Origin of the sequence: Pseudomonas sp. PNPG3, assembly GCF_023093815.1 — a bacterium.
In the GTDB taxonomy this organism is placed as follows: Bacteria; Pseudomonadota; Gammaproteobacteria; order Pseudomonadales; family Pseudomonadaceae; genus Aquipseudomonas; species Aquipseudomonas asiatica.
Map to the genome: position 1 here is coordinate 57,791 of NZ_JALLKV010000006.1, position 20,987 is coordinate 78,777.

The 20,987-nt window shown below is 62.0% G+C and carries 19 protein-coding genes; 12 read left to right on the forward strand and 7 right to left on the reverse strand.

Annotated features, from left to right (window positions below; genetic code table 11):
* Window positions 1-5 precede the first annotated feature (5 nt).
* The 4 genes from MJ643_RS06460 to aspA form a co-directional block, all read right to left on the reverse strand.
* Window positions 6-1,109, reverse strand: a complete 1,104-nt coding sequence (locus tag MJ643_RS06460) for a polyamine ABC transporter substrate-binding protein (RefSeq protein ID WP_013974832.1) — start codon at window positions 1,107-1,109, stop codon at window positions 6-8.
* Complete coding sequence (locus MJ643_RS06465) at window positions 1,109-2,152, reverse strand: histone deacetylase family protein (protein ID WP_013974831.1); 1,044 nt, start codon at window positions 2,150-2,152, stop codon at window positions 1,109-1,111. The genes MJ643_RS06460 and MJ643_RS06465 overlap by 1 nt, the downstream gene beginning before the upstream one ends.
* 232 nt (window positions 2,153-2,384) lie before the next feature.
* Window positions 2,385-3,377: an AraC family transcriptional regulator gene (locus MJ643_RS06470; RefSeq protein WP_013974830.1), complete on the reverse strand. Its 993-nt coding sequence runs from the start codon at window positions 3,375-3,377 to the stop codon at window positions 2,385-2,387.
* 183 nt (window positions 3,378-3,560) lie between these two features.
* Entirely contained in the window at window positions 3,561-4,985 is a 1,425-nt protein-coding gene (gene aspA / locus MJ643_RS06475) for an aspartate ammonia-lyase (protein WP_003260072.1), read from the reverse strand.
* Between the two features lie 182 nt (window positions 4,986-5,167).
* On the opposite strand from aspA, the gene MJ643_RS06480 reads away from it, so the two are divergent.
* Entirely contained in the window at window positions 5,168-6,085 is a 918-nt protein-coding gene (locus MJ643_RS06480) for a LysR substrate-binding domain-containing protein (RefSeq protein ID WP_013974829.1), read from the forward strand.
* Here MJ643_RS06480 and MJ643_RS06485 read toward each other — a convergent pair.
* On the reverse strand, window positions 6,077-6,703 hold the full coding sequence (locus MJ643_RS06485; RefSeq protein ID WP_013974828.1) for a hypothetical protein: 627 nt from the start codon (window positions 6,701-6,703) through the stop codon (window positions 6,077-6,079). The genes MJ643_RS06480 and MJ643_RS06485 overlap by 9 nt on opposite strands.
* A 270-nt stretch (window positions 6,704-6,973) precedes the next feature.
* Between MJ643_RS06485 and purE the strand changes: the two genes are divergently transcribed.
* The 4 genes from purE (at window position 6,974) to MJ643_RS06505 (ending at window position 9,482) form a co-directional block, all read left to right on the forward strand.
* Window positions 6,974-7,465: a 5-(carboxyamino)imidazole ribonucleotide mutase gene (gene purE / locus MJ643_RS06490; RefSeq protein ID WP_003253304.1), complete on the forward strand. Its 492-nt coding sequence runs from the start codon at window positions 6,974-6,976 to the stop codon at window positions 7,463-7,465.
* 10 nt (window positions 7,466-7,475) lie between these two features.
* Window positions 7,476-8,558: a 5-(carboxyamino)imidazole ribonucleotide synthase gene (locus MJ643_RS06495; RefSeq protein WP_013974827.1), complete on the forward strand. Its 1,083-nt coding sequence runs from the start codon at window positions 7,476-7,478 to the stop codon at window positions 8,556-8,558.
* A gap of 96 nt (window positions 8,559-8,654) precedes the next feature.
* Window positions 8,655-8,900, forward strand: coding sequence for a GlsB/YeaQ/YmgE family stress response membrane protein (locus MJ643_RS06500; RefSeq protein WP_013974826.1), 246 nt, complete (start codon window positions 8,655-8,657; stop codon window positions 8,898-8,900).
* Window positions 8,901-8,912: 12 nt separating this feature from the next.
* The gene (locus MJ643_RS06505; protein ID WP_038410299.1) at window positions 8,913-9,482 is read left to right on the forward strand and encodes a DUF3299 domain-containing protein; all 570 of its coding nucleotides are present in this window, start codon (window positions 8,913-8,915) and stop codon (window positions 9,480-9,482) included.
* A 62-nt stretch (window positions 9,483-9,544) separates the two neighbouring features.
* Here the strand turns inward: MJ643_RS06505 and MJ643_RS06510 are convergent, their stop codons facing one another.
* Both MJ643_RS06510 and MJ643_RS06515 read right to left on the reverse strand, forming a co-directional pair.
* Complete coding sequence (locus MJ643_RS06510; RefSeq protein ID WP_024087924.1) at window positions 9,545-10,441, reverse strand: D-hexose-6-phosphate mutarotase; 897 nt, start codon at window positions 10,439-10,441, stop codon at window positions 9,545-9,547.
* 71 nt (window positions 10,442-10,512) lie between these two features.
* Window positions 10,513-10,911, reverse strand: a complete 399-nt coding sequence (locus MJ643_RS06515) for an acyl-CoA thioesterase (protein WP_003253317.1) — start codon at window positions 10,909-10,911, stop codon at window positions 10,513-10,515.
* A gap of 360 nt (window positions 10,912-11,271) precedes the next feature.
* Here MJ643_RS06515 and MJ643_RS06520 point away from each other — a divergent pair, with 360 nt between their 5' ends.
* The 7 genes from MJ643_RS06520 to MJ643_RS06550 all read left to right on the forward strand — a co-directional run bounded on the left by MJ643_RS06520 (window position 11,272) and on the right by MJ643_RS06550 (window position 20,812).
* A complete protein-coding gene (locus MJ643_RS06520; protein WP_003258167.1) occupies window positions 11,272-12,561 on the forward strand; it encodes an MFS transporter in 1,290 nt (429 codons plus the stop codon).
* Between the two features lie 224 nt (window positions 12,562-12,785).
* Window positions 12,786-13,784, forward strand: coding sequence for a phosphate ABC transporter substrate-binding protein PstS (locus MJ643_RS06525; protein ID WP_013974822.1), 999 nt, complete (start codon window positions 12,786-12,788; stop codon window positions 13,782-13,784).
* 139 nt (window positions 13,785-13,923) lie between these two features.
* Complete coding sequence (locus MJ643_RS06530; protein WP_023660638.1) at window positions 13,924-16,212, forward strand: ABC transporter permease subunit; 2,289 nt, start codon at window positions 13,924-13,926, stop codon at window positions 16,210-16,212.
* Between the two features lie 71 nt (window positions 16,213-16,283).
* Entirely contained in the window at window positions 16,284-17,900 is a 1,617-nt protein-coding gene (gene pstA, locus MJ643_RS06535) for a phosphate ABC transporter permease PstA (protein WP_169774682.1), read from the forward strand.
* Window positions 17,901-17,972: 72 nt separating this feature from the next.
* Entirely contained in the window at window positions 17,973-18,806 is an 834-nt protein-coding gene (pstB, locus tag MJ643_RS06540; protein WP_003258171.1) for a phosphate ABC transporter ATP-binding protein PstB, read from the forward strand.
* A 168-nt stretch (window positions 18,807-18,974) separates the two neighbouring features.
* Window positions 18,975-19,745, forward strand: a complete 771-nt coding sequence (phoU, locus tag MJ643_RS06545) for a phosphate signaling complex protein PhoU (RefSeq protein WP_013974818.1) — start codon at window positions 18,975-18,977, stop codon at window positions 19,743-19,745.
* Window positions 19,746-19,909: 164 nt separating this feature from the next.
* A complete protein-coding gene (locus tag MJ643_RS06550; RefSeq protein WP_024087923.1) occupies window positions 19,910-20,812 on the forward strand; it encodes a response regulator in 903 nt (300 codons plus the stop codon).
* Window positions 20,813-20,987 lie beyond the last annotated feature (175 nt).

Below are 20,987 nucleotides of genomic sequence, written 5' to 3' on the forward strand. Positions count from 1 at the left end.
CTAAATCAGGTACCAGACTTGATCCGTGTCCAGGCCCTGGTCCGAGCTCGCTCGACATCCCGCGCCAAGGGCTTGAGGGTATACAGCTTGGCCATCGCCTCCGCTGTCGGATACAGGTTGGGGTTGTTGCGAATCGCCGGGTCGACCTTGTCGGTCGCATCCTTGTTCGGGTTCGGGTACCCGACAAAGTCGCTGATAGGCGCAATCACCTCAGGCCGCAGTAAGTAGTTGATGAACGCGTGGGCATCTTCCGGGTTGGTCGCATTCTTCGGAATCGCCAGCATGTCGAACCAGATCGGTGCACCTTCCTTGGGCAGGCGCATGTCCACCACCACGCCATTCTTCGCCTCGCGGGCGCGGTTGGCTGCCTGAGAGAAGCTACCGCTGTAGCCCACTGCAACGCAGATATCGCCGTTGGCGATGTCAGCCATGTACTTCGAGGAATGGAAGTAGGTGATGTGCGGGCGAATCTTCAGCATCAGCGCTTCGGCTTTCTTGTAATCAGCCGGTTTGTCGCTGTTCGGTGGCAGGCCCAGGTACTGCAGGGCCAGCGGCATGATCTCCGACGGCGAGTCGAGCAGGGCCACGCCGCATTGCTTGAGCTTAGCGATGTTCTCTTCCTTGAAGATCAGGTCCCAACTGTCCACCGGGGCGTTGTCGCCGAGCGCAGCCTTGACCTTGGCCGGGTTGAAGCCGATCAACACTGTGCCGTACATGTAGGGTACGGCAAATTTGTTGCCGGGGTCGTTGGCTTCGATCAGCTTCATCAGCGCCGGGTCCAGGTGCTGCCAGTTCGGCAGCTTGCTGCGGTCCAGCGGCTGGAACACACCCGCTTCGATCTGCTTGGCGAGGAACACGTTGGATGGCACTACCACGTCATATCCGGAGTTGCCGGTCAGCAGTTTCGCTTCCAGCGCCTCGTTGGTGTCGAAGATGTCGTAGACCAGCTTCACTCCGCTGTCTTTCTGGAACTCGGTGAGAGTTTGCGGAGTGATGTAGTCGAACCAGTTGAACACCCGCAGGGTGCGCTGTTCGGCCTGGGCCTGCAGGGCACCAGTGAACAGGGTAGCGGCGATGAACGGGGCGAGCAGACGCTTGAGTCGAACCATTATCGGGCTCCTGGCTGGGCCTGCTGGAAGCCTTCCAGCACATTGACCGCGTTGATACCGATTTCTTCCACAGCGTAGCCGCCTTCCATCACGAAAAGGGTCGGCTTGCCGAGCTGGGCGATGCGCTTGCCCATTTCCAGGTAGTCCGGGCTGTCCAGCTTGAACTGCGAGATCGGGTCGTCTTTGAAGGTATCCACACCCAGCGAGATCACCAGTACTTCAGCGTCATAGGCGGCGATGCGCTGGCAGGCGTCCTCCAGGGCGGCGTTCCAGGCGGCCCAGTCGCTGCCAGCCGGCAGTGGGTAGTTGATGTTGCAGCCTTCGCCGGCACCCTCGCCGGTTTCATCGGCATAGCCGAGGAAGAACGGGAACTCGTCGCGCGGGTCGCCATGGATCGAGGCGAAGAACACATCGTTGCGGCTGTAGAAGATGTCTTGGGTGCCGTTGCCGTGGTGATAGTCGACATCGAGAATTGCGACCTTGCGCCGGCCCTGGTCAAGGAAGGCCTGGGCGGCGATGGCGGCGTTGTTCAGGTAGCAATAGCCGCCCATGACTTCGCCAGCCGCATGGTGCCCTGGCGGGCGGCACAGGGCGAAGGCGGAATGGGCGCCTTGCTGGATCGCCGCCTGGGCGGTGAGGGCGACCTGGGCGGCGCTGTAGGCAGCCTGCCAGGTCCCGGCGGTGATCGGTGCGCCGGCGTCGAAGCTGTAGTAGCCCAGCTCACCGTGCAGGCCGGTGGGTTTTATCTGGCGCAGGGAGCGTGCGGGCCAGGTGAATGGCAGCAGGTCGCCTTCCTGGCCCAGTGCGGCCCAGCGCGCCCAGGCACCTTCGAAGAAATCCAGGTAGTCGGCACTGTGGATGCGCAGCAACGGTGCACGGCCATAGTCGGTGGGGCCCTGGATGTCGCCAAGGTTGCGCTTTTTCACCTGGTCGAGCACATGGTCGGCGCGTGACGGCATTTCGAAACAGGGCATCAGCTTGCCGTCGATCAGCTCGCAGCGGCCATGGTGCAGGCGGTGGTCATCGGAATAGATCGTCAGCATTGTTGTTCTCCATTGGATACTGGCGTGGGCCCATTTTCATGGGCGAGCCAGTGGGGGAGAACGACGCATACGGCCAAAAGGGGATCGATGTGGCCAAGCTTCATTGGCAGAATTTGTTGGTGGCCTGTACTGGCCCTTTCGCGGGTGAACCCGCTCCCACAGGTACAGTGTTGCACCTGAGTGGGTGCAATCCCTGTGGGAGCGGGTTCACCCGCGAAAGGGCCGGTACAGTTCAACCGCGAAAATGGCTTGGCGCTACACCACTCCAGCGCTGGAAGGCATGCCGAAAACTGGCGGTCTCGCTGAACCCCAGGGACTCGGCAATCCGGTAGATCGGCATCTGCGCATCAGCCAGCAACTGTTTGGCCCGCTCGAACCTCAGTTCATCCAGCAGCTGTTGATAACTGCTGCCCAACGCCTGCAAATGCCGGCGCAGGGTGCGCGATGAGCAGTTCATCTGCCGTGCCAGCCCTTCCAGCCCGGGCGCTGCATCCAGTTGCTGCGCCAGCAGTTGGCGAATCCGCCCCAGCCAGGCCTGGCGGCCGGTGAATTCCAGGTTCAGGCGCCGGCAGCGTTCGCTCATTGCCTTGTGGGTAATCGGGTCGGCCAGCGGCAGTGGCGTGTCCAGCCAGCGCCGTTCGAAGGCAAAGGCATTGTCCTCGGCGTCGAAACCGACCGGGCACTGGAATGCCCCGGTATAGAGAGCATGGTAACCGGGCCGTGGGTGTTCAAAACGAGCACCCAGCAGGGGCAGCGGGCGGCCGAGCAGGTCGTCGCAGATGACCTTCAGCGACACCAGGCAGAACTCTGCATTGAAGGCGGTCAGCGCCGGGCTGTCGTGGTAATCGCTGGCGCTGAACCAGACACGCTGACCGTCATCGAGCAAACGCAGCTTGAAGATTGTTCCCAGCAGTGCCGGATACTGCAGTGCCAAGCGCAAGGCGTCACCCAAAGTGGCACTGGAGAGCAGGGCGTAACCAAGCATGCCGTAGCACGACACATGCATGCGCTGGCCCAGCTCCAGGCCTATATCTTCGCGTCGGGCAACGGCGTTGGCGCACACCTGCAGTTCCTGCTGGGTGGTGATACGCGCATCGGCATGGCCCAGGTCTGCCGGGCCGATGCCGCTGCCGGCCAGCAGCGCCGACGCCTCGCAACCGTCTGCCTGGAAGACGTTGAGGATCAGCGAAACCGCGTTGAGGGTGGTCAGGTGGCTGTGCAGCATGCTGGGTAATCCCGTTGGCCTGGGACGCATTATGGAGCAAGTTGTGTGCCGATGTTCGGGGGGCCGAAAAGCAGCCCCAAAATCCTTCAGGCAAAAAAAAGGCCCGAAGCATAGGCTCGGGCCTTTGAAAGGTTGAGAGGTGTCTAGTCCCTCGACCTGGTGAGACTGTTTACAGCAGCCTGGTTACGCCTTCAGCGGAACCAGACGGGGAGCGATCATGTTTTCCGGACGCAGGATGTCGTCGAGCATCGCGTCGTCCAGCAGCTTCTCTTCGCGCACCAGTTCCAGTACGCCGCGGCCGGTTTCCAGGGCAACGCGGGCGATACGGGTGGCGTTTTCGTAGCCGATGTACGGGTTCAGGGCGGTGACCAGGCCGATCGAGTGCTCGACCAGTTCACGGCAGCGCTGTTCGTTGGCGGTGATGCCGACGATGCAGTGCTCGCGCAGCATGTCCATGGCACGTTGCAGCAGGCGGATCGAGTCGAAGATCTTGTAGGCGATCAGCGGCTCCATCACGTTCAGCTGCAGCTGGCCACCTTCGGCGGCGACGGTCAGGGCCAGGTCGTTGCCCATGATGGCGAAGGCCACCTGGTTGACGGCTTCCGGGATAACCGGGTTGACCTTGCCTGGCATGATCGAGCTGCCTGGCTGACGCGCTGGCAGGTTGATCTCGTTGATGCCGGTGCGTGGGCCGCTGGACAGCAGGCGCAGGTCGTTGCAAATCTTCGACAGCTTGACTGCAGTACGCTTGAGCATGCCGGAGAACAGTACGAAGGCGCCCATGTCGGAGGTGGCTTCGATCAGGTCGGCAGCCGGTACCAGCGGTTGGCCGCTGATGGCAGCCAGGCGCTGTACGGCCAGGGCCTGGTAGCCAGGGTCGGCGTTGATGCCGGTACCGATGGCGGTACCGCCCAGGTTGATTTCGGTCAGCAGTTCCGGGGCCAGCGAGCGCAGGCGCTGCAGGTCCTCGGTCATGGTGGTGGCGAAGGCACGGAATTCCTGGCCCAGGGTCATCGGTACCGCGTCCTGCAGCTGGGTACGGCCCATCTTCAGTACGTGGTCGAACTCTTTACCCTTGGCAGCGAAGGCCTGGATCAGGCTGTCGAGGCTGGCCAGCAGCGCGTCGTGGCCCAGCAGCAGGCCCAGGCGGATAGCCGTCGGGTAGGCGTCGTTGGTCGACTGCGCCATGTTCACGTCGTTGTTCGGGTGCAGGTACTGGTACTCACCCTTCTGGTGGCCCATGGCCTCCAGCGCAACGTTGGCGATCACTTCGTTGGCGTTCATGTTGGTAGAAGTACCAGCACCGCCCTGGATCATGTCCACCACGAACTGGTCGTGGTAATCGCCTTTGATCAGGCGGGCGCAGGCTGCGGTGATGGCAGCGTGCTTGGCATCGCTCAGGTGGCCCAGCTCACGGTTGGCGTCAGCAGCAGCCTGCTTGACCATGGCCAGGGCCACGACCAGCTTCGGGTAGTGCGACAGCGGAACACCGGAGAGGTGGAAGTTGTTGGCAGCGCGCAGGGTCTGGATGCCGTAGTAGGCATCTGCAGGAACTTCAAGGGTACCCAACAAATCTTTTTCGACGCGGAACGATGCAGCGGAGGACATGATGTATATCATCTCGATTTTGACCCGGCACATGCCGGAATGGCGCCAATCCTAGGCCTGAAGGTGATTTTGCGGCCAATGCTGTTGCACGCTAACCTATGCACAAACGGCATAGTGTTTCATGTGACGCCAATTGATATTCGAGCGTGTTCCATTTTGGTGCACGCCAGGAGATGTGCTTCGTGAACCTTGAAAGCAAATGGCTGGAAGACTTCAGCGCGCTGGCTGCGACCCGCAGTTTTTCCCAGGCGGCAGAGCGGCGTTTCGTTACCCAACCTGCCTTCAGCCGGCGTATACGCAGTCTGGAAGCAGCTTTGGGCCTGCAATTGGTGAATCGTTCCCGCACGCCGATCGAACTGACCGAGGCCGGGCAGCTGTTTCTCGTCACCGCGCGTACTGTTGTCGACCAATTGAGCGAAATTCTCCGCCATTTGCATCACCTGGAGGGCGGGCAGGGTGAAGTGGTACAGGTGGCCGCTGCACACTCGCTGGCGTCGGGCTTTTTCCCGCGTTGGGTGGCCCAGTTGCGCAACGATGGTTTGAACATCGCCACCCGCCTGGTTGCGACCAACGTCGGAGATGCCGTACATGCATTGCGTGAAGGTGGTTGCGACCTGATGCTGGCCTTCTATGACCCGGATGCCGCCTTGCAGATGGATGCCGAAATCTTCCCGTCGCTGCACATGGGCACCACTGAAATGTTGCCGGTGTGCGCCGTGGATGCCGACGGCAAGCCGTTGTTCGACCTGGAAGGCGAGGGCAGTGTGCCGCTGCTGGCGTATACCGCCGGCGCTTTCCTCGGTCGGTCGGTCAATTTGCTGCTGCGCCAGCGAAACCTGCGCTATACCACCGTCTACGAAACCGCCATGGCCGACAGCCTCAAGAGCATGGCGTTGGAGGGCATGGGCATCGCCTGGGTGCCGCGCCTGTCGATGCGTGGCGAACTGGAGCGTGGCGAACTGGCTATCTGCGGCGGCAGCCAGTGGCATGTGCCACTGGAAATTCGTCTGTACCGCTGCGCACTGGTGCGCAAGGCCAACGTCCGCTTGTTGTGGCGCAAGCTTGAGTCGTCAGGCGCACAAGGTGAGGCTTCAGTTTGAGTTGTATTTCAAGTAGTCCGCGATATTCGCGCGATTCTTGTCGCTATAGCGGTAGCAATTGGATCGGGCCGGTACACGGGGGTGGGTGTACGTTTCACACACCCAGCCATTGAATTTCAGCTCCGCATCTTCGTGCGTGGCGCCTAGCAAATGACCGATTTCATGGGCTGGAGCACCGTATGCACCTGCCGACGCAATAGCCGTGTTTTGCTTCTGATAGGCAAGGCCTGCGTTGTAGTTCAGGCCGCTGTGATCATAGCTGTTGCGCGTCAGCAGCAGCTGTTTATCCATAAAGGAAAAGGATGGGTGGCGCTGTTGTTCATGCAGTTGCCGGGCGAAGGCCTCGAGTAGTTGAGCGGACGGCATTCCTGCATAAGCAATATCGGTAATGTGTTCTACCTCGCGTTGAAATATGACCTCGATGGACTGTTGGCTGAAACTGCGCATCTCGTCCAGCCAATGCTGAAAGAAGTCCTTGTTCAATTGCTCATCGCTCATGTCGGCAAGGTCGTCGTGAACATAGACGGTGACGGTAAGCGAGCGGGCAGCAGAAGCAGCTGGCAGTTGCAAGCTGAGTACCAGGCCACACGAAAGCGCGAAGAGGCGTGAAACACTCATATGTACGTACCTGAATTTTCGAGATCGGGGATACAAGCGTCTGGTATTCGTCAACCCAGAGGCGGCAGGAAAAAGTTGTCCTGCGAGACAGCTTGCCCTTTGATCAGACATGTGCTTGCGGGGGTGGGCGCAGGGCCTTGAAATACGCTACAATCCCGCGCCTTCGGCCGACCTGGTCGATTTAGAATCCGTATGACAAGCCACGCCGGCCCACCTGCGTGGCTTGTTGCTTTTAGCGCGCCAGAAGGCGCTTGCAGGAGAGGCTCGACGATGAGTGCACTGGTTGGCGTGATCATGGGCTCCAAGTCCGATTGGTCCACCCTTAGCCACACCGCCGATATGCTGGAAAAACTCGGCATTCCCTACGAGGTGAAGGTGGTTTCCGCCCACCGTACCCCGGATCTGCTGTTCCAGTATGCCGAGGAGGCTGAGGGTCGTGGCATCGAGGTGATCATCGCCGGTGCCGGTGGCGCTGCCCACCTGCCAGGCATGTGCGCCGCCAAGACCCACCTGCCGGTGCTGGGTGTGCCCGTGCAATCGTCGATGCTGTCGGGTGTCGATTCGCTGCTGTCGATCGTGCAGATGCCAGCCGGCGTGCCGGTTGCCACCCTGGCCATCGGTCGTGCCGGTGCGGTCAACGCGGCGCTGCTGTCGGCCAGCATCCTCGGCGCCAAGTACCCGCAGTACCACGCGGCGCTCAAGCAGTTCCGCACGGAACAGACCGACACCGTGCTGGACAACCCAGACCCGCGCCAGGCTTGAGGCTCAACCCATGAAGATCGGTGTAATCGGTGGCGGCCAGCTGGGCCGCATGCTGGCTCTGGCGGGTACCCCGCTGGGCATGAACTTCGCCTTCCTCGACCCGGCGCCGGACGCCTGCGCTGCGCCGCTGGGCGAGCACCTGCGTGCCGACTACGGCGACCAGGACCACCTGCGCCAGCTGGCCGACGAAGTCGACCTGGTCACCTTCGAGTTCGAAAGCGTCCCGGCCGAGACCGTGGCCTTCCTCTCGCAGTTCGTGCCGGTGTACCCCAGCGCCGAAGCGCTGCGCATCGCCCGTGACCGCCTGTTCGAAAAGAGCATGTTCCGTGACCTGGGTATCCCTACCCCGGCCTTCGCCGACATCCTCTCGCAGGCCGACCTGGACGCCGCGGTGGCCAGCATCGGCCTGCCGGCCGTGCTGAAAACCCGCACCCTGGGTTACGACGGCAAGGGTCAGAAGGTGCTGCGCACGCCTGAGGACGTGGTCGGTACCTTTGCCGAGCTGGGCAGCGTACCTTGCCTGCTGGAAGGCTTTGTGCCGTTCACCGGCGAAGTGTCGCTGGTAGCCGTGCGTGCCCGTGATGGTGAAACCCGCTTCTACCCGCTGGTGCACAACACCCACGAAAGCGGCATCCTGCGCCTGTCGGTCGCCAGCCAGGCGCATCCGCTGCAGGCCCTGGCCGAAGACTACGTCGGCCGTGTGCTGCAAAAGCTGGATTACGTAGGCGTCATGGCCTTCGAGTTCTTCGAAGTGGACGGTGGCCTTAAGGCCAACGAAATTGCCCCGCGCGTGCACAACTCAGGGCACTGGACCATCGAAGGCGCCGAATGCAGCCAGTTCGAGAACCACCTGCGCGCCGTCGCCGGCCTGCCGCTGGGCTCGACCGCCAAGGTCGGCGAGAGCGCGATGCTCAACTTCATCGGTGAAGTGCCGGCGGTGGAAAAGGTAGTTGCCATCGGTGACTGCCACCTGCATCACTATGGCAAGGCGTTCAAGGCCGGTCGCAAGGTTGGCCACGCCACCCTGCGCTGCCACGACATGGCCACCCTCGAGCGCAAGATTGCCGAAGTAGAAGCCCTGATCGGCAACTGATCGAACTTCTACCAGCGGCTTGCCCTCTGAAATGGCAACGAGCCAAAGCGCTGTCTAGGCTTTGGCTTGTTCCATCTTCACTGCAGAGGGATTGCCATGGGTATCATTGGAACCATCTTCATCGGCCTCATCGTTGGCCTGCTGGCCCGCTTCATCAAGCCGGGCGACGACAGCATGGGCTGGATCATGACCATCTTGCTGGGGATTGCCGGCTCCCTGCTGGCCACCTACGGCGGCCAGGCACTGGGCATCTATCAGGCCGGGCAGGCTGCGGGATTCCTTGGCGCGCTGGTCGGTGCCGTGATCCTTCTGCTGATTTACGGATTCATCAAGAAGCGCTGATTAGTGGTTAGAATGCCCGGCAATTCATTGGAGTTGCCGAGCATTTTCATGCGTGCCTTTTTCCTCGCCCCACTGTTGCTGGCCAGCGCCCTGGCCCATGCCGAACTGCCTGAAACCGACTGGCTGGAGCTGATGCCCGAGTCTGATCAGCAGGCGCTCGAGCAAATGCCCGAAATCGACCACAATTCGCCGGAAGCCATGGGTACCTTTATCGACAAGGGCGGCCTGAAGCAGAGCAAAGGCCTGCCGGCGGTGATGTACTCGACCAAGACGGTGGCGGCCATGAATGGCAAGGATATTCGCCTTGGGGGCTACCCGGTGCCGCTGGAGAGCGATGCCAAGGGCAACAGCACGCTGTTCTTCCTGGTGCCGTACCCGGGCGCGTGCATCCATGTGCCGCCGCCACCGCCGAACCAGCTGGTGCTGGTGCGCTATCCGAAGGGTCTGAAGATCGATGATATCTACACACCGCTGTGGGTCAGCGGCAAGCTGAAGGTGGAGAAGGTCAGCAATGACCTGGCCGATGCGGCCTATGCGCTGGATGCCGGGAAGGTGAGGGTGGTGGAGGACGCAGACCTCTGATCGCCTGTACTGGCCTCTTCGCGGGCAAGCCCGCGAAGAGGCCAGCATAGGCACTGCAAGACTCAGATCATTTCACAGCCAATCCTGACCGCCAGCGAGCTGCTGCCCCCAGGCTTCAATTCCACCAAGTCATCCCACACATTCGCCGTCTCGATGCACAGCATCCGCTGCCACCCATCGTCGGCCATGTCTGGCAGTTCCCTGGCCCGTTCAGTCCAAGGGTTCCAGATCACCGCTGAGCGCGACCCACTGCTGGTCAAGGTAATGCGCCGCTTCCAGTGCGGGTCGACGATGCTCAGGGTTTGCGGGGTCGCCAGGTAGATCCGGTCAGTCTCCCCGGCAAACGCCAGCGGCCCCTTCTGCTGGCACTGCTCCCAGTCAGCCAGGGTCTCGATATAGCTCAGCCCCTCCACCCCTTCGACCCGCGCCTGGCGAACGTCACTGACCGCGAAGTAGCTGTGCAGGGCCTGGCTGATGGTCACGGGGGTATTGCCCATGTTGCGGCTGGTCAGGTTCAGCCGCAGGTCCTCGCCCAGCTCCACTACCAGCTTCAGCTCGACGTCATGAGGCCAGCCAGGCAGGTCACCCTGCGCTTCCGGCAGTTCGAATTCGATGCGCAGGCCTTCGCCCGCCTCCTCGATACCCAGCAATTGCCAGTCGCGCGCGCGCGCCAGGCCGTGGGCGGGGGCCTGTTCGCCGTGGTACATGGCCTGCACGGCCTGGGGGTTGCGCTGCAGGTTGCCGAACCACGGCCAGCACACCGGCACACCGGCGCGTACCGACTTGCCCTTACGGAAGATGGCCTGGTCGCTCAGCCACAGCAGCGGTGGCTGGCCAACGCGCTGGTAGCTGAGAATCTGCGCGCCCTGCTGGGCGATCAGTAGTTCGGCGTGGTCACTGCTGATACGCCAACAGTTGAGTTCGCCATGTTGCTCGGTTATGACCTGGAAGGTAGCCATTGCATTCATCTCATTGATTGCCAGTGGGCCTTGGACCCGGGCACATGCAATGAGTTTACCGCCGGCGTGGCTCAGCGACGAGGTACGGAGCGGGTGCGGCCACTGCCGTCGATAGCGACGAAGACGAAGACTGCTTCGGTGACCTTGCGCCATTCGCTGGACAGCGGGTCGTCGCTCCACACTTCGACCATCATCTGGATCGAGCTGCGGCCGATTTCCAGGGTTTGGGTATAGAACGATAGCTGCGCGCCGACGGCGACCGGGACCAGAAAGGCCATGCGGTCGATGGCCACGGTGGCCACGCGGCCGCCGGCGACACGACTGGCCATGGCGGTGCCGGCCAGGTCCATCTGGGCGACAAGCCAGCCGCCGAAGATGTCGCCAAACCCGTTGGTTTCGCGCGGGAGTGCGGTGATCTGCAAGGCCAGGTCGCCTTGCGGGATTGGATCTTCTTGTTCGAGCTCAATCATGCGATGGGGCCTCTGACCCGTGACGCTTTTCGTTGGTGTGGCGCAAAGGCCGGGTAAACGATTCAGCTTGAAACATACTACGCCGATTTCGTTTCACTGGGCGGCCGTAGGGAAACTCTGCGAAACCGCCTGACAGTAATGACCGGCGTTTTCGCACAACATCCCACGTTAGGAGCAACCTTTTCCTACGAAGTGCCAGTATATAGAGCATAACGGCCAGCGACGACCGCGCATTCATGAATATGTGTAGGGATTTTGTATCGCTTTCGGCGCAGCTCAGCAATTTGCTATCTTCGCCTGTCTCCCAATCCAGAAGCCGCATGCCAAGCGGCCTGCATGCCACAAAGAGAACAATGAGCGATGACCTCCGTGCCGAGCAGTATCGAGCAGCCTTCGCGGCCGCTGACCCGCAGTGACTACAAGACTCTCTCACTGTCCGCCCTGGGCGGCGCGCTGGAGTTCTACGACTTCATCATTTTCGTGTTCTTCGCCACAGTGGTCGGCAAGCTGTTTTTCCCGGCTGACATGCCCGAATGGCTGCGCCTGATGCAAACCTTTGGCATTTTCGCCGCCGGCTACCTGGCGCGGCCGCTGGGCGGCATCATCATGGCCCACTTCGGTGACCTGCTCGGGCGCAAGAAGATGTTCACCCTGAGCATCTTCATGATGGCCCTGCCAACGCTGATCATGGGCCTGCTGCCCACCTATGCACAGATCGGCATGTGGGCGCCGATCCTGTTGCTGCTGATGCGCGTGATCCAGGGCGCAGCCATCGGAGGCGAGGTACCGGGCGCCTGGGTATTCGTGTCCGAGCACGTGCCAGAGCGCAACACCGGCTACGCCTGCGGCACCCTCACCGCAGGCCTGACCGCGGGCATCCTGCTTGGTTCGCTGGTGGCGACCCTGATCAACAGCGTCTACAGCGCACAGGAAGTGGCCGATTACGCCTGGCGTATCCCGTTCCTGCTTGGCGGTGTATTCGGCCTGTTCTCGGTGTACCTGCGCCGTTGGCTGCACGAAACCCCGGTGTTCGCCGAGATGCAGCAGCGCAAGGCGCTGGCCGAGGAGCTGCCGTTGCGCGCGGTGCTGCGTGACCATCGCGGCGCGATCATCCTGTCGATGCTGCTGACCTGGATGCTGTCAGCCGCCATCGTGGTGCTCATCCTGATGACTCCGGCGCTGCTGCAGAGCATCTACCACATCAGCCCCACCGACTCGCTCAAGGCCAACAGCCTGGCCATCGTGCTGCTCAGCTTCGGCTGCATCGGCGCTGGCAGCCTGGCCGATCGCTTCGGCGCGGGCCGGGTGTTCGTGATCGGCAGCCTGCTGCTGCTGGCGACCTCCTGGACCTTCTACCACAGCCTGCCGACCCGGCCCGAACTGCTGTTCCCACTGTATGCAGTGACCGGCCTGTGCGTGGGCGTGATTGGCGCGGTGCCTTATGTGATGGTCAAGGCGTTCCCGGCGGTGGTGCGCTTCAGCGGGCTGTCGTTCTCGTACAACGTGGCCTACGCGATCTTTGGCGGGCTGACGCCGATGGTGGTGACTGCGCTGTTGAAAGTGAGCCCGATGGCGCCGGCCTACTATGTGGCGGGGCTGTGTGCCGTTGGTCTGGTTGTTGGCCTGTACCTCCTGGCCAACAAGCGTTAAGGCTGCTGGCCTCTTCGCGGCTAAAGCCGCTCCTACAGAAATCGCACCGGCTTCAAGGCAATGCCGCACCTGTGGGAGCGGCTTTAGCCGCGAAGAGGCCAGACCTGCTTTTGATGATGGCCTTTCATCCAATTGTCATATTCAAGTCATATCGTATTCATGCGGCCTGCAGATACTTGGGCCCGTTCCATCCAACACCCCAATATTCCTGCTAGGAGCAAGGCATGAAACTGAAGCGTTTGATGGCGGCCCTCACCTTTGCCGCCGCTGGCGTTGCAACCGCCAACGCGGTAGCCGCTGTCGATCCTGCGATCCCGACCTACACCAAGACCACTGGTGTTTCGGGCAACCTCTCCAGCGTCGGTTCGGACACCCTCGCCAACCTGATGACTCTGTGGGCCGAGGCCTACAAGAAGGAATATCCGAACGTAAACATCCAGATCCAGGCTGCCGGCTCCTCCACCGCGCCACCCGCGCTGACCGAAGGCACCGCCAACCTCGGCCCGATGAGCCGCAAGATGAAGGACGTCGAGCTGCAGGCCTTCGAGCAGAAGTACGGCTACAAACCGACCGCCATCCCGGTCGCCGTAGACGCCCTGGCTGTGTTCGTGCACAAGGACAACCCGATCAAAGGCCTGACCATGGCCCAGGTCGACGCCATCTTCTCTTCCACCCGCCTGTGCGGTGGCAAAGCCGACGTCAAGACCTGGGGTGACCTGGGCGTGACCGGCGACCTGGCCAACAAGCCAGTACAGCTGTTCGGCCGTAACTCGGTATCGGGCACCTACGGCTACTTCAAGGAAGAAGCCCTGTGCAAAGGCGACTTCAAGCCTAACGTCAACGAACAGCCTGGCTCGGCTTCGGTCGTGCAGTCGATCAGCTCCTCGCTGAACGGCATCGGCTACTCGGGCATCGGCTACAAGACCGCCAGCGTCAAGACTGTGGCCCTGGCCAAGAAGGAAGGCGGCGAGTTCGTTGAAGACAACGAAGCCAACGCTCTGAACGGCACCTACCCGCTGTCGCGCTTCCTGTACGTCTACGTCAACAAGGCTCCGAACAAGCCTCTGGCTCCGCTGGAAGCCGAGTTCGTCAAGCTGGTGCTGTCGCAAGCCGGCCAGCAGGTCGTGGTGAAGGATGGCTACATCCCGCTGCCGGCCAAAGTCGTCGACAAGACCTTGGCTGACCTGGGCCTGTCCCACGCAGGTAACGTCGCAAAGAAGTAAGTAACTGAGGGGGAGGCCGGCGCTGATGCCCGGCCTCTTCCACGAAATTTCAGTCCGAAGCCAGGTTTCCTGTGCGGCGGGCTTTCGTGCGTCACCAATTTGTAATGTTTTTGTCACACGGGACCGCTAGGGTGTGCGCATGAATGATCTGGCCAATTCCAACATGACCCAAAACTCCCAGCCCGTGCGGATTGATTTCAATACGCCGGAGTTGCAACGCAAGCGCCGCATGCGCGCGCTAAAGGACCGCCTGACCCGCTGGTATGTACTGGTGGGCGGGCTTGCCGTATTGGCGGCTATCACCCTGATCTTCTTTTATCTGGCCTATGTGGTGCTGCCGCTGTTCCAGGGCGCCGAGCTGACCAGCAAGAAAGCCCTGGAGCCGAGCTGGCTGCAACAGGATGCCGGCAAGCCGCTGATGATCGCGCTTGAAGAGCAGAACCTGGTGGGCATGCGTGTTTCGGACAAGGGCCAGGCACTGTTCTTCGATACCAAGACCGGTAACGAGCTCAAGCGTGTCGACCTGCCACTGCCGGCAGGCACCCAGGTCACTTCGATCAGTGCCGACCAGCCGGGTAGCCCGCTGGTGGTGCTGGGCTTGTCCAATGGCCAGGCACTGGTGTTTCACCACACCTACAAGATCACCTACCCGGACAACAAGAAAACCATCGCCCCCGGCATCGACTACCCGTACGGCGAGCAGCCGTTCGTGCTCGACGAGCAGGGGCGTGCGCTGGATCATGTCAGCGTAAACGTCAATGGCGACACCCTGCTGCTGGCTGGTTCCACCGGCGCGCACCTGCAGGTGGTCGAGTTGACCCGCACCGAAAACATGATGACCGAAGAGGTCACGACCGAGCAGAACCGCATCGAACTGCCGCAGATGACCGAAACGGTGAAGAACATCTTCATCGACCCGCGTCAGCAGTGGCTGTACGTGATCAACGGCCGTGCCACCGCGGACGTGTTCAACCTGCGCGACAAGAGCCTCAACGGCCGCTACAAACTGTCTGAAAGCGCCGACACCGAAATTACCGCCACCGCCCAGCTGGTCGGCGGCATCTCGCTGATCATTGGTGATTCCAAGGGCGGCCTGGCCCAGTGGTTCATGGCCCGTGACCCGGATGGCGAATCGCGCTTCAAGCTGATCCGCACCTTCCAGATGGGCAAGGCCGCGGTCGTACAGATCGACGCCGAAGAGCGCCGCAAGGGCTTCGTCGCCCTCGACGCCGCAGGCGAGCTGGGCGTGTTCCACAGCACCGCGCACCGTACCCTGCTGGTCGAGCCGGCCGCCGAAGGCCCTGGCATTCTGGCCCTGTCGCCACGTGCCAACCGCATCATCATCGAAGAAGGCGGCAAGCTGCTGCCACTTAGCCTGCGCAACCCGCATCCGGAAATTTCCTTCAGCGCGCTGTGGGGCAAAGTTTGGTACGAGAACTACGACGAGCCGAAATACGTCTGGCAATCGACCGCTTCGAACACCGACTTCGAGCCCAAACTGAGCCTGTCGCCGCTGACCTTCGGTACCCTCAAGGCTGCGTTCTACGCCATGATCCTGGCGGCCCCGCTGGCGATCGCCGCGGCCATCTACACCGCCTACTTCATGGCCCCGGGCATGCGCCGCAAGGTCAAGCCGGTGATCGAACTGATGGAAGCGATGCCGACGGTGATCCTCGGCTTCTTCGCCGGCCTGTTCCTGGCCCCGTATCTGGAAGGCCACCTGCCGGGCGTGTTCAGCCTGTTCCTGCTGATGCCGCTCGGTATCCTGCTGGCCGGCTTCGCCTGGACCCGCCTGCCCGAGTCGATTCGCCTGCGTATCCCGGATGGCTGGGAAGCGGCGATCCTGATCCCGGTCATCCTGTTCACCGGGTGGTTCGCCCTGACCATGAGCCCGCACCTCGAGAACTGGTTCTTTGGCGGTGACATGCGCCTGTGGATCACCAACGACCTGGGGATAACCTACGACCAGCGCAATGCCCTGGTCGTGGGTATCGCCATGGGCTTCGCGGTCATCCCGAACATCTACTCCATCGCCGAAGACGCCGTGTTCAGCGTGCCGCGCAGCCTGACCCTGGGCTCCCTGGCCCTGGGAGCGACGCCATGGCAGACCCTGACTCGCGTGGTCATCCTCACCGCCAGCCCAGGTATCTTCTCGGCGCTGATGATCGGCATGGGCCGTGCGGTGGGCGAGACCATGATCGTGCTGATGGCCACCGGCAACACCCCGGTGATGGAGCTGAACCTGTTCGAGGGCATGCGCACCCTGGCCGCCAACGTGGCGGTGGAAATGCCGGAATCGGAAGTCGGCGGCAGCCACTACCGCGTGCTGTTCCTGGCCGCGCTGGTGCTGCTGATGTTCACCTTCATCATGAACACCTTGGCCGAGCTGATTCGCCAGCGTCTGCGCAAGAAATACTCGTCGCTTTGATAGAAAGGTAGCGATCCGTGAAAAAGGATTCCCTCAAAGGCTGGTTCAAGAGCGGCGCCCCAGGCGTCTGGATGAGCGGCGGCGCGGTGGCCATGGCAGTGATCATGACCGTTGGCCTGCTGGCGGTGATTGCCGTGCGCGGCCTGGGCCACTTCTGGCCGGCCGATCTTGTCCAGGCTACCTACAAGGTGCCGGGCCAGGCCGACCATGTCGTCATTGGCGAAGTGGTGCAAAAGGAAGAAGTACCCCGTGCCCGTCTGAAGGGCGCCGGCCTGCCAGTGCCTGACCAAGGCCCGGAGTTCATGACCCGTGAGCTGATCAAGGTGGGCAACCGCGACCTCAACGGCAGCGACTTCACCTGGGTGGTCGGCGACTGGCTGGTCGACGAAAGGCACCCGACCGACCTGGTCGCCCTGGAGCGCCGCGAGTGGGGCAACTTCTACGGCTACCTGGTCAGCATCAAGGAAGAAGGCCGCGTGGTCGCCGAAGGTGCTGCGGCCTGGGTCGAACTGCAGGCCCGCCTCAAGCGCGCCAACCAGCTCAACAGCGAACTGCAAAGCCTCGAAAAGAAAGACATCGGTGCCATCAACCATGGCCTCGAGCGCCTGCGTCTGCAGGCGCGCAAGCTGGAGCTGGACGGCAAGCTGGACGCCGCCGCCCAGGCTGACATGGACGCCGAGCGCGCCGGGCTGAACAGCCGATACAAGGCCATCGAAGACCGCCTGACTGGCCTGCACCAGGCCTTCGCTCGCGACAGCCTGGTGGCCCGCGATGGCAACGGCCGTGAAGTGGAAATCAACCTCAGCAAGGTGGTACACGCCATCCAGCCTAACGCCATGTCGGGGTTCACCAAGCTGGGCACCTACTTCACCAAGGTCTGGGAGTTCCTCAGCGATGACCCGCGTGAAGCCAACACTGAGGGCGGTATCTTCCCGGCCATCTTCGGTACCGTGATGATGACTCTGATCATGGCCGTGATCGTCACCCCGTTCGGTGTGCTGGCTGCCGTGTACCTGCGAGAATACGCCAGACAGGGCCCGGTGACCCGCTTGATCCGCATCGCGGTGAACAACCTGGCTGGTGTGCCCGCGATCGTCTACGGCGTGTTCGGCCTGGGCTTCTTCGTCTACGTGCTGGGCGGCTCGATCGACCGCTTGTTCTTTCCCGAAGCACTGCCGGCGCCAACCCTGGGTACCCCAGGCCTGTTGTGGGCATCGCTGACCCTGGCGCTGCTGGCCGTGCCGGTGGTGATCGTGGCCACCGAGGAAGGCCTGGCGCGTATCCCGCGCACCGTGCGCGAAGGCTCGCTGGCCCTGGGCGCTACCAAGGCCGAGACCCTGTGGAAGATCGTCCTGCCGATGGCCAGCCCGGCGATGATGACCGGCATGATCCTCGCCGTGGCCCGCGCCGCCGGTGAAGTGGCGCCGCTGATGCTGGTGGGTGTGGTAAAGCTGGCTCCATCCCTGCCGGTGGACGGGAACTACCCGTACCTGCACCTGGACCAGAAGATCATGCACCTGGGCTTCCATATCTATGACGTCGGCTTCCAGAGCCCCAACGTAGAAGCCGCGCGGCCGCTGGTATACGCCACGGCGTTGCTGCTGGTGCTGGTGATCGCGGCCCTCAACCTCTCGGCCGTGTGGATCCGTAACCACCTGCGCGAGAAGTACAAGGCCCTCGACAGCTGATCCTGATTGCAAGCGTGCCGCCCGTGAAACGGGCGGCCCTTAGAAACGAATTGTTAGCGTATGGAGTTGACCATGCAGCAAGAATCCCATACCCACGGCATCGACATGTCTGCCCTGGGCCGCGACAAGCAGAGCCTGCGCCTGGCCGAAGAAACCGTAGCCATCGAAGTGCCGGGCCTGAGCCTGTTCTACGGTGACAAACAAGCGCTGTTCGATGTGCAGATGAACATTCCCAAGCAGCGCGTGACCGCCTTTATCGGCCCGTCCGGCTGCGGCAAGTCGACCCTGCTGCGCACCTTCAACCGCATGAACGATCTGGTTGATGGTTGCCGCGTGGAAGGCGCCATCAACCTGTATGGCAATAACATCTACCGCAAGGGCGAAGACGTGGCCGAGCTGCGCCGTCGTGTGGGCATGGTGTTCCAGAAGCCCAACCCGTTCCCAAAGACCATCTACGAAAACGTGGTCTACGGCCTGCGGATCCAGGGCATCAACAAGAAGCGCGTGCTGGACGAAGCGGTCGAATGGGCGCTGAAGGGCGCGGCACTGTGGGACGAGGTCAAGGACCGCCTGCACGATTCGGCACTGGGCCTGTCCGGTGGCCAGCAGCAGCGTCTGGTCATCGCCCGTACCATCGCCGTGGAGCCGGAAGTGCTGCTGCTCGACGAACCGTGCTCGGCACTGGACCCGATCTCGACCCTGAAGGTCGAGGAACTGATCTACGAATTGAAATCCAAGTACACCATCGTCATCGTGACCCACAACATGCAGCAGGCGGCCCGTGTTTCGGACTACACCGCGTTCATGTACATGGGCAAACTGGTCGAATTCGGGGATACCGACACCCTGTTCACCAACCCGGCGAAGAAACAGACCGAAGACTACATCACCGGTCGCTACGGCTAATCGCCGCTCCGGATAGGTGCCTGGCCGCTGTGGGAGCGGGTTTACCCGCGAAGCAGGCGCCGCGGTGTCTGGCACCGGCTTCGCCGGTGTTCGCGGGTAAACCCGCTCCTACAGGCCAGGGAACGAGACGAACAAATTGAAGCTTGCAGCTTCTTCGCGGAGCGAACGATGATCAACAAAGAAAGCCTTACGCATCACATTTCCCAGCAGTTCAACGCCGAGCTCGAAGAGGTGCGTAGTCACCTGCTGGCCATGGGTGGCCTGGTCGAAAAGCAGGTCAACGATGCAGTCACTGCGCTGATCGAAGCCGACTCGGGCCTGGCCCAGCAAGTGCGCGAAGTCGACGAGCAGATCAACCAGATGGAGCGCAACATCGACGAGGAGTGCCTGCGCATCCTCGCCCGTCGTCAGCCGGCGGCCTCCGACCTGCGTCTGATCATCAGCATCTCCAAGTCGGTGATTGACCTGGAGCGCATCGGTGACGAGTCGACCAAGATCGCCCGCCGCGCCATCCAGCTGTGCGAGGAAGGCGAGTCACCGCGCGGCTATGTCGAGGTGCGCCACATCGGCGACCAGGTACGCAACATGGTCCGCGACGCGCTGGATGCCTTTGCCCGCTTCGACGCCGACCTGGCGCTGTCGGTGGCCCAGTACGACAAGACCATCGACCGCGAATACAAGACCGCCCTGCGTGAGCTGGTGACCTACATGATGGAAGACCCGCGCTCGATCTCGCGGGTACTGAGCGTTATCTGGGTCCTGCGTTCGCTGGAGCGTATCGGCGACCATGCGCGCAATATCTCCGAGCTGGTGATCTATCTGGTGCGCGGCACCGACGTGCGTCACATGGGCCTCAAGCGCATGACGGCAGAAGTGCAAGGCACTGCTGTTTCCGACGGCGAAAACGCTAATGTTCCGGCCGAACCTGACGATAAGTAAGGTTGCTCCCGAGCATCGACGCCCGGCCTTGGCCGGGCGTTTTCGTTTGCGGTCGAGGAGCCGGCAGGCACCCGCGAACGATGTGAAGAAGTCCCGGCGTGACCAGGTTGTAGCAAGTGGCCATTATTCGGCGGTAGGCTAGTCGGGATTCAGAAGGAGTATCGATGAGTAAAGTGAATGTGCTGGTCGTGGATGACGCCCCGTTTATCCGTGATCTGGTCCGCAAATGCCTGCGCAATGCCTTCCCGGGCATGACCATCGACGACGCCGTCAACGGTCGCAAGGCAATGGCCATGCTGGGCAAGGAAGCGTTCGACCTGGTTCTGTGCGACTGGGAAATGCCGGAAATGTCCGGCCTGGAACTGCTCACCTGGTGCCGCCAGCAGCCTGAGTTGAAGAACCTGCAATTCATCATGGTGACCAGCCGTGGCGACAAGGAAAACGTCATCCAGGCGATTCAGGCGGGCGTTTCCGATTTTGTCGGCAAGCCATTCACCAACGAGCAATTGCTGACCAAGGTGAAAAAGGCCCTGACCAAGATCGGCAAGCTCGACAGCCTGATGTCCAGCGGCCCGGCACGGGCCAACTCGGCGTTCGCCAATGACTCGCTGAATGCGCTGACAGCCGGCAAGCCTGAAGCGGTGAAGGTCGCGGCGCCAGCTCCGGCACCTGCAACCGCACCCGCCAGGCCAGTGGCCAATGCCCCCCGGCCCGCCACTCCCGCGCCGACCGGTCGTGGCCAGGGCCAGTTGCGCCTGGCCGGCGGCATGCAGCCGTGCGTGATCAAGGCGCTGAGCCTGAAAGAGGCGCTGCTGGTGGTGCGCCGTGGCGAAGCGCTTCCCCAAGTACTGGAAGGCGCAGTGTTGGACCTGGAACAGGGCGAGAACGCCGAAGTTGCGCGCCTGAACGGCTACCTGCATGCCGTCGCGGCACTGGAACCCAAGCCTGACAGTGACTGGTTGCAACTGACCTTCAAGTTCGTCGATCAGGATGCCCAGAAGCTCGACTACCTGTCGCGGCTGATTGCCCGCGGGACGGCGCAGAAGCATTTCACCCCGGGCGCCTGAGTAATGACTACTGGCTCCATTGCGGGCAAGCCAGCTCCCACAGGTACAGCGTCAACTTCTGGCCTTGTGCATTTCCTGTAGGAGCTGGCTTGCCGGCAATGGGGCCAGTCCTGTTGACGCCATCCGACCAACTGTCATACCCGTCACAAAACCCCCTGCTAGGCTTCGACAGATC

What these genes read in the sequence shown, in the direction of transcription:
- MJ643_RS06460 (WP_013974832.1), bottom strand. Translation starts at nt 1,109, where the DNA reads ATGGTTCGACTCAAGCGTCTGCTCGCCCCGTTCATCGCCGCTACCCTG.
- MJ643_RS06465 (WP_013974831.1), bottom strand. Translation starts at nt 2,152, where the DNA reads ATGCTGACGATCTATTCCGATGACCACCGCCTGCACCATGGCCGCTGC.
- MJ643_RS06470 (WP_013974830.1), bottom strand. Translation starts at nt 3,377, where the DNA reads ATGCTGCACAGCCACCTGACCACCCTCAACGCGGTTTCGCTGATCCTC.
- aspA (WP_003260072.1), bottom strand. Translation starts at nt 4,985, where the DNA reads ATGTCCTCCGCTGCATCGTTCCGCGTCGAAAAAGATTTGTTGGGTACC.
- MJ643_RS06485 (WP_013974828.1), bottom strand. Translation starts at nt 6,703, where the DNA reads ATGAGTGTTTCACGCCTCTTCGCGCTTTCGTGTGGCCTGGTACTCAGC.
- purE (WP_003253304.1), top strand. Translation starts at nt 6,974, where the DNA reads ATGAGTGCACTGGTTGGCGTGATCATGGGCTCCAAGTCCGATTGGTCC.
- MJ643_RS06495 (WP_013974827.1), top strand. Translation starts at nt 7,476, where the DNA reads ATGAAGATCGGTGTAATCGGTGGCGGCCAGCTGGGCCGCATGCTGGCT.
- MJ643_RS06500 (WP_013974826.1), top strand. Translation starts at nt 8,655, where the DNA reads ATGGGTATCATTGGAACCATCTTCATCGGCCTCATCGTTGGCCTGCTG.
- MJ643_RS06505 (WP_038410299.1), top strand. Translation starts at nt 8,913, where the DNA reads ATGCCCGGCAATTCATTGGAGTTGCCGAGCATTTTCATGCGTGCCTTT.
- MJ643_RS06510 (WP_024087924.1), bottom strand. Translation starts at nt 10,441, where the DNA reads ATGGCTACCTTCCAGGTCATAACCGAGCAACATGGCGAACTCAACTGT.
- MJ643_RS06515 (WP_003253317.1), bottom strand. Translation starts at nt 10,911, where the DNA reads ATGATTGAGCTCGAACAAGAAGATCCAATCCCGCAAGGCGACCTGGCC.
- MJ643_RS06520 (WP_003258167.1), top strand. Translation starts at nt 11,272, where the DNA reads ATGACCTCCGTGCCGAGCAGTATCGAGCAGCCTTCGCGGCCGCTGACC.
- MJ643_RS06525 (WP_013974822.1), top strand. Translation starts at nt 12,786, where the DNA reads ATGAAACTGAAGCGTTTGATGGCGGCCCTCACCTTTGCCGCCGCTGGC.
- MJ643_RS06530 (WP_023660638.1), top strand. Translation starts at nt 13,924, where the DNA reads ATGAATGATCTGGCCAATTCCAACATGACCCAAAACTCCCAGCCCGTG.
- pstA (WP_169774682.1), top strand. Translation starts at nt 16,284, where the DNA reads ATGAGCGGCGGCGCGGTGGCCATGGCAGTGATCATGACCGTTGGCCTG.
- pstB (WP_003258171.1), top strand. Translation starts at nt 17,973, where the DNA reads ATGCAGCAAGAATCCCATACCCACGGCATCGACATGTCTGCCCTGGGC.
- phoU (WP_013974818.1), top strand. Translation starts at nt 18,975, where the DNA reads ATGATCAACAAAGAAAGCCTTACGCATCACATTTCCCAGCAGTTCAAC.
- MJ643_RS06550 (WP_024087923.1), top strand. Translation starts at nt 19,910, where the DNA reads ATGAGTAAAGTGAATGTGCTGGTCGTGGATGACGCCCCGTTTATCCGT.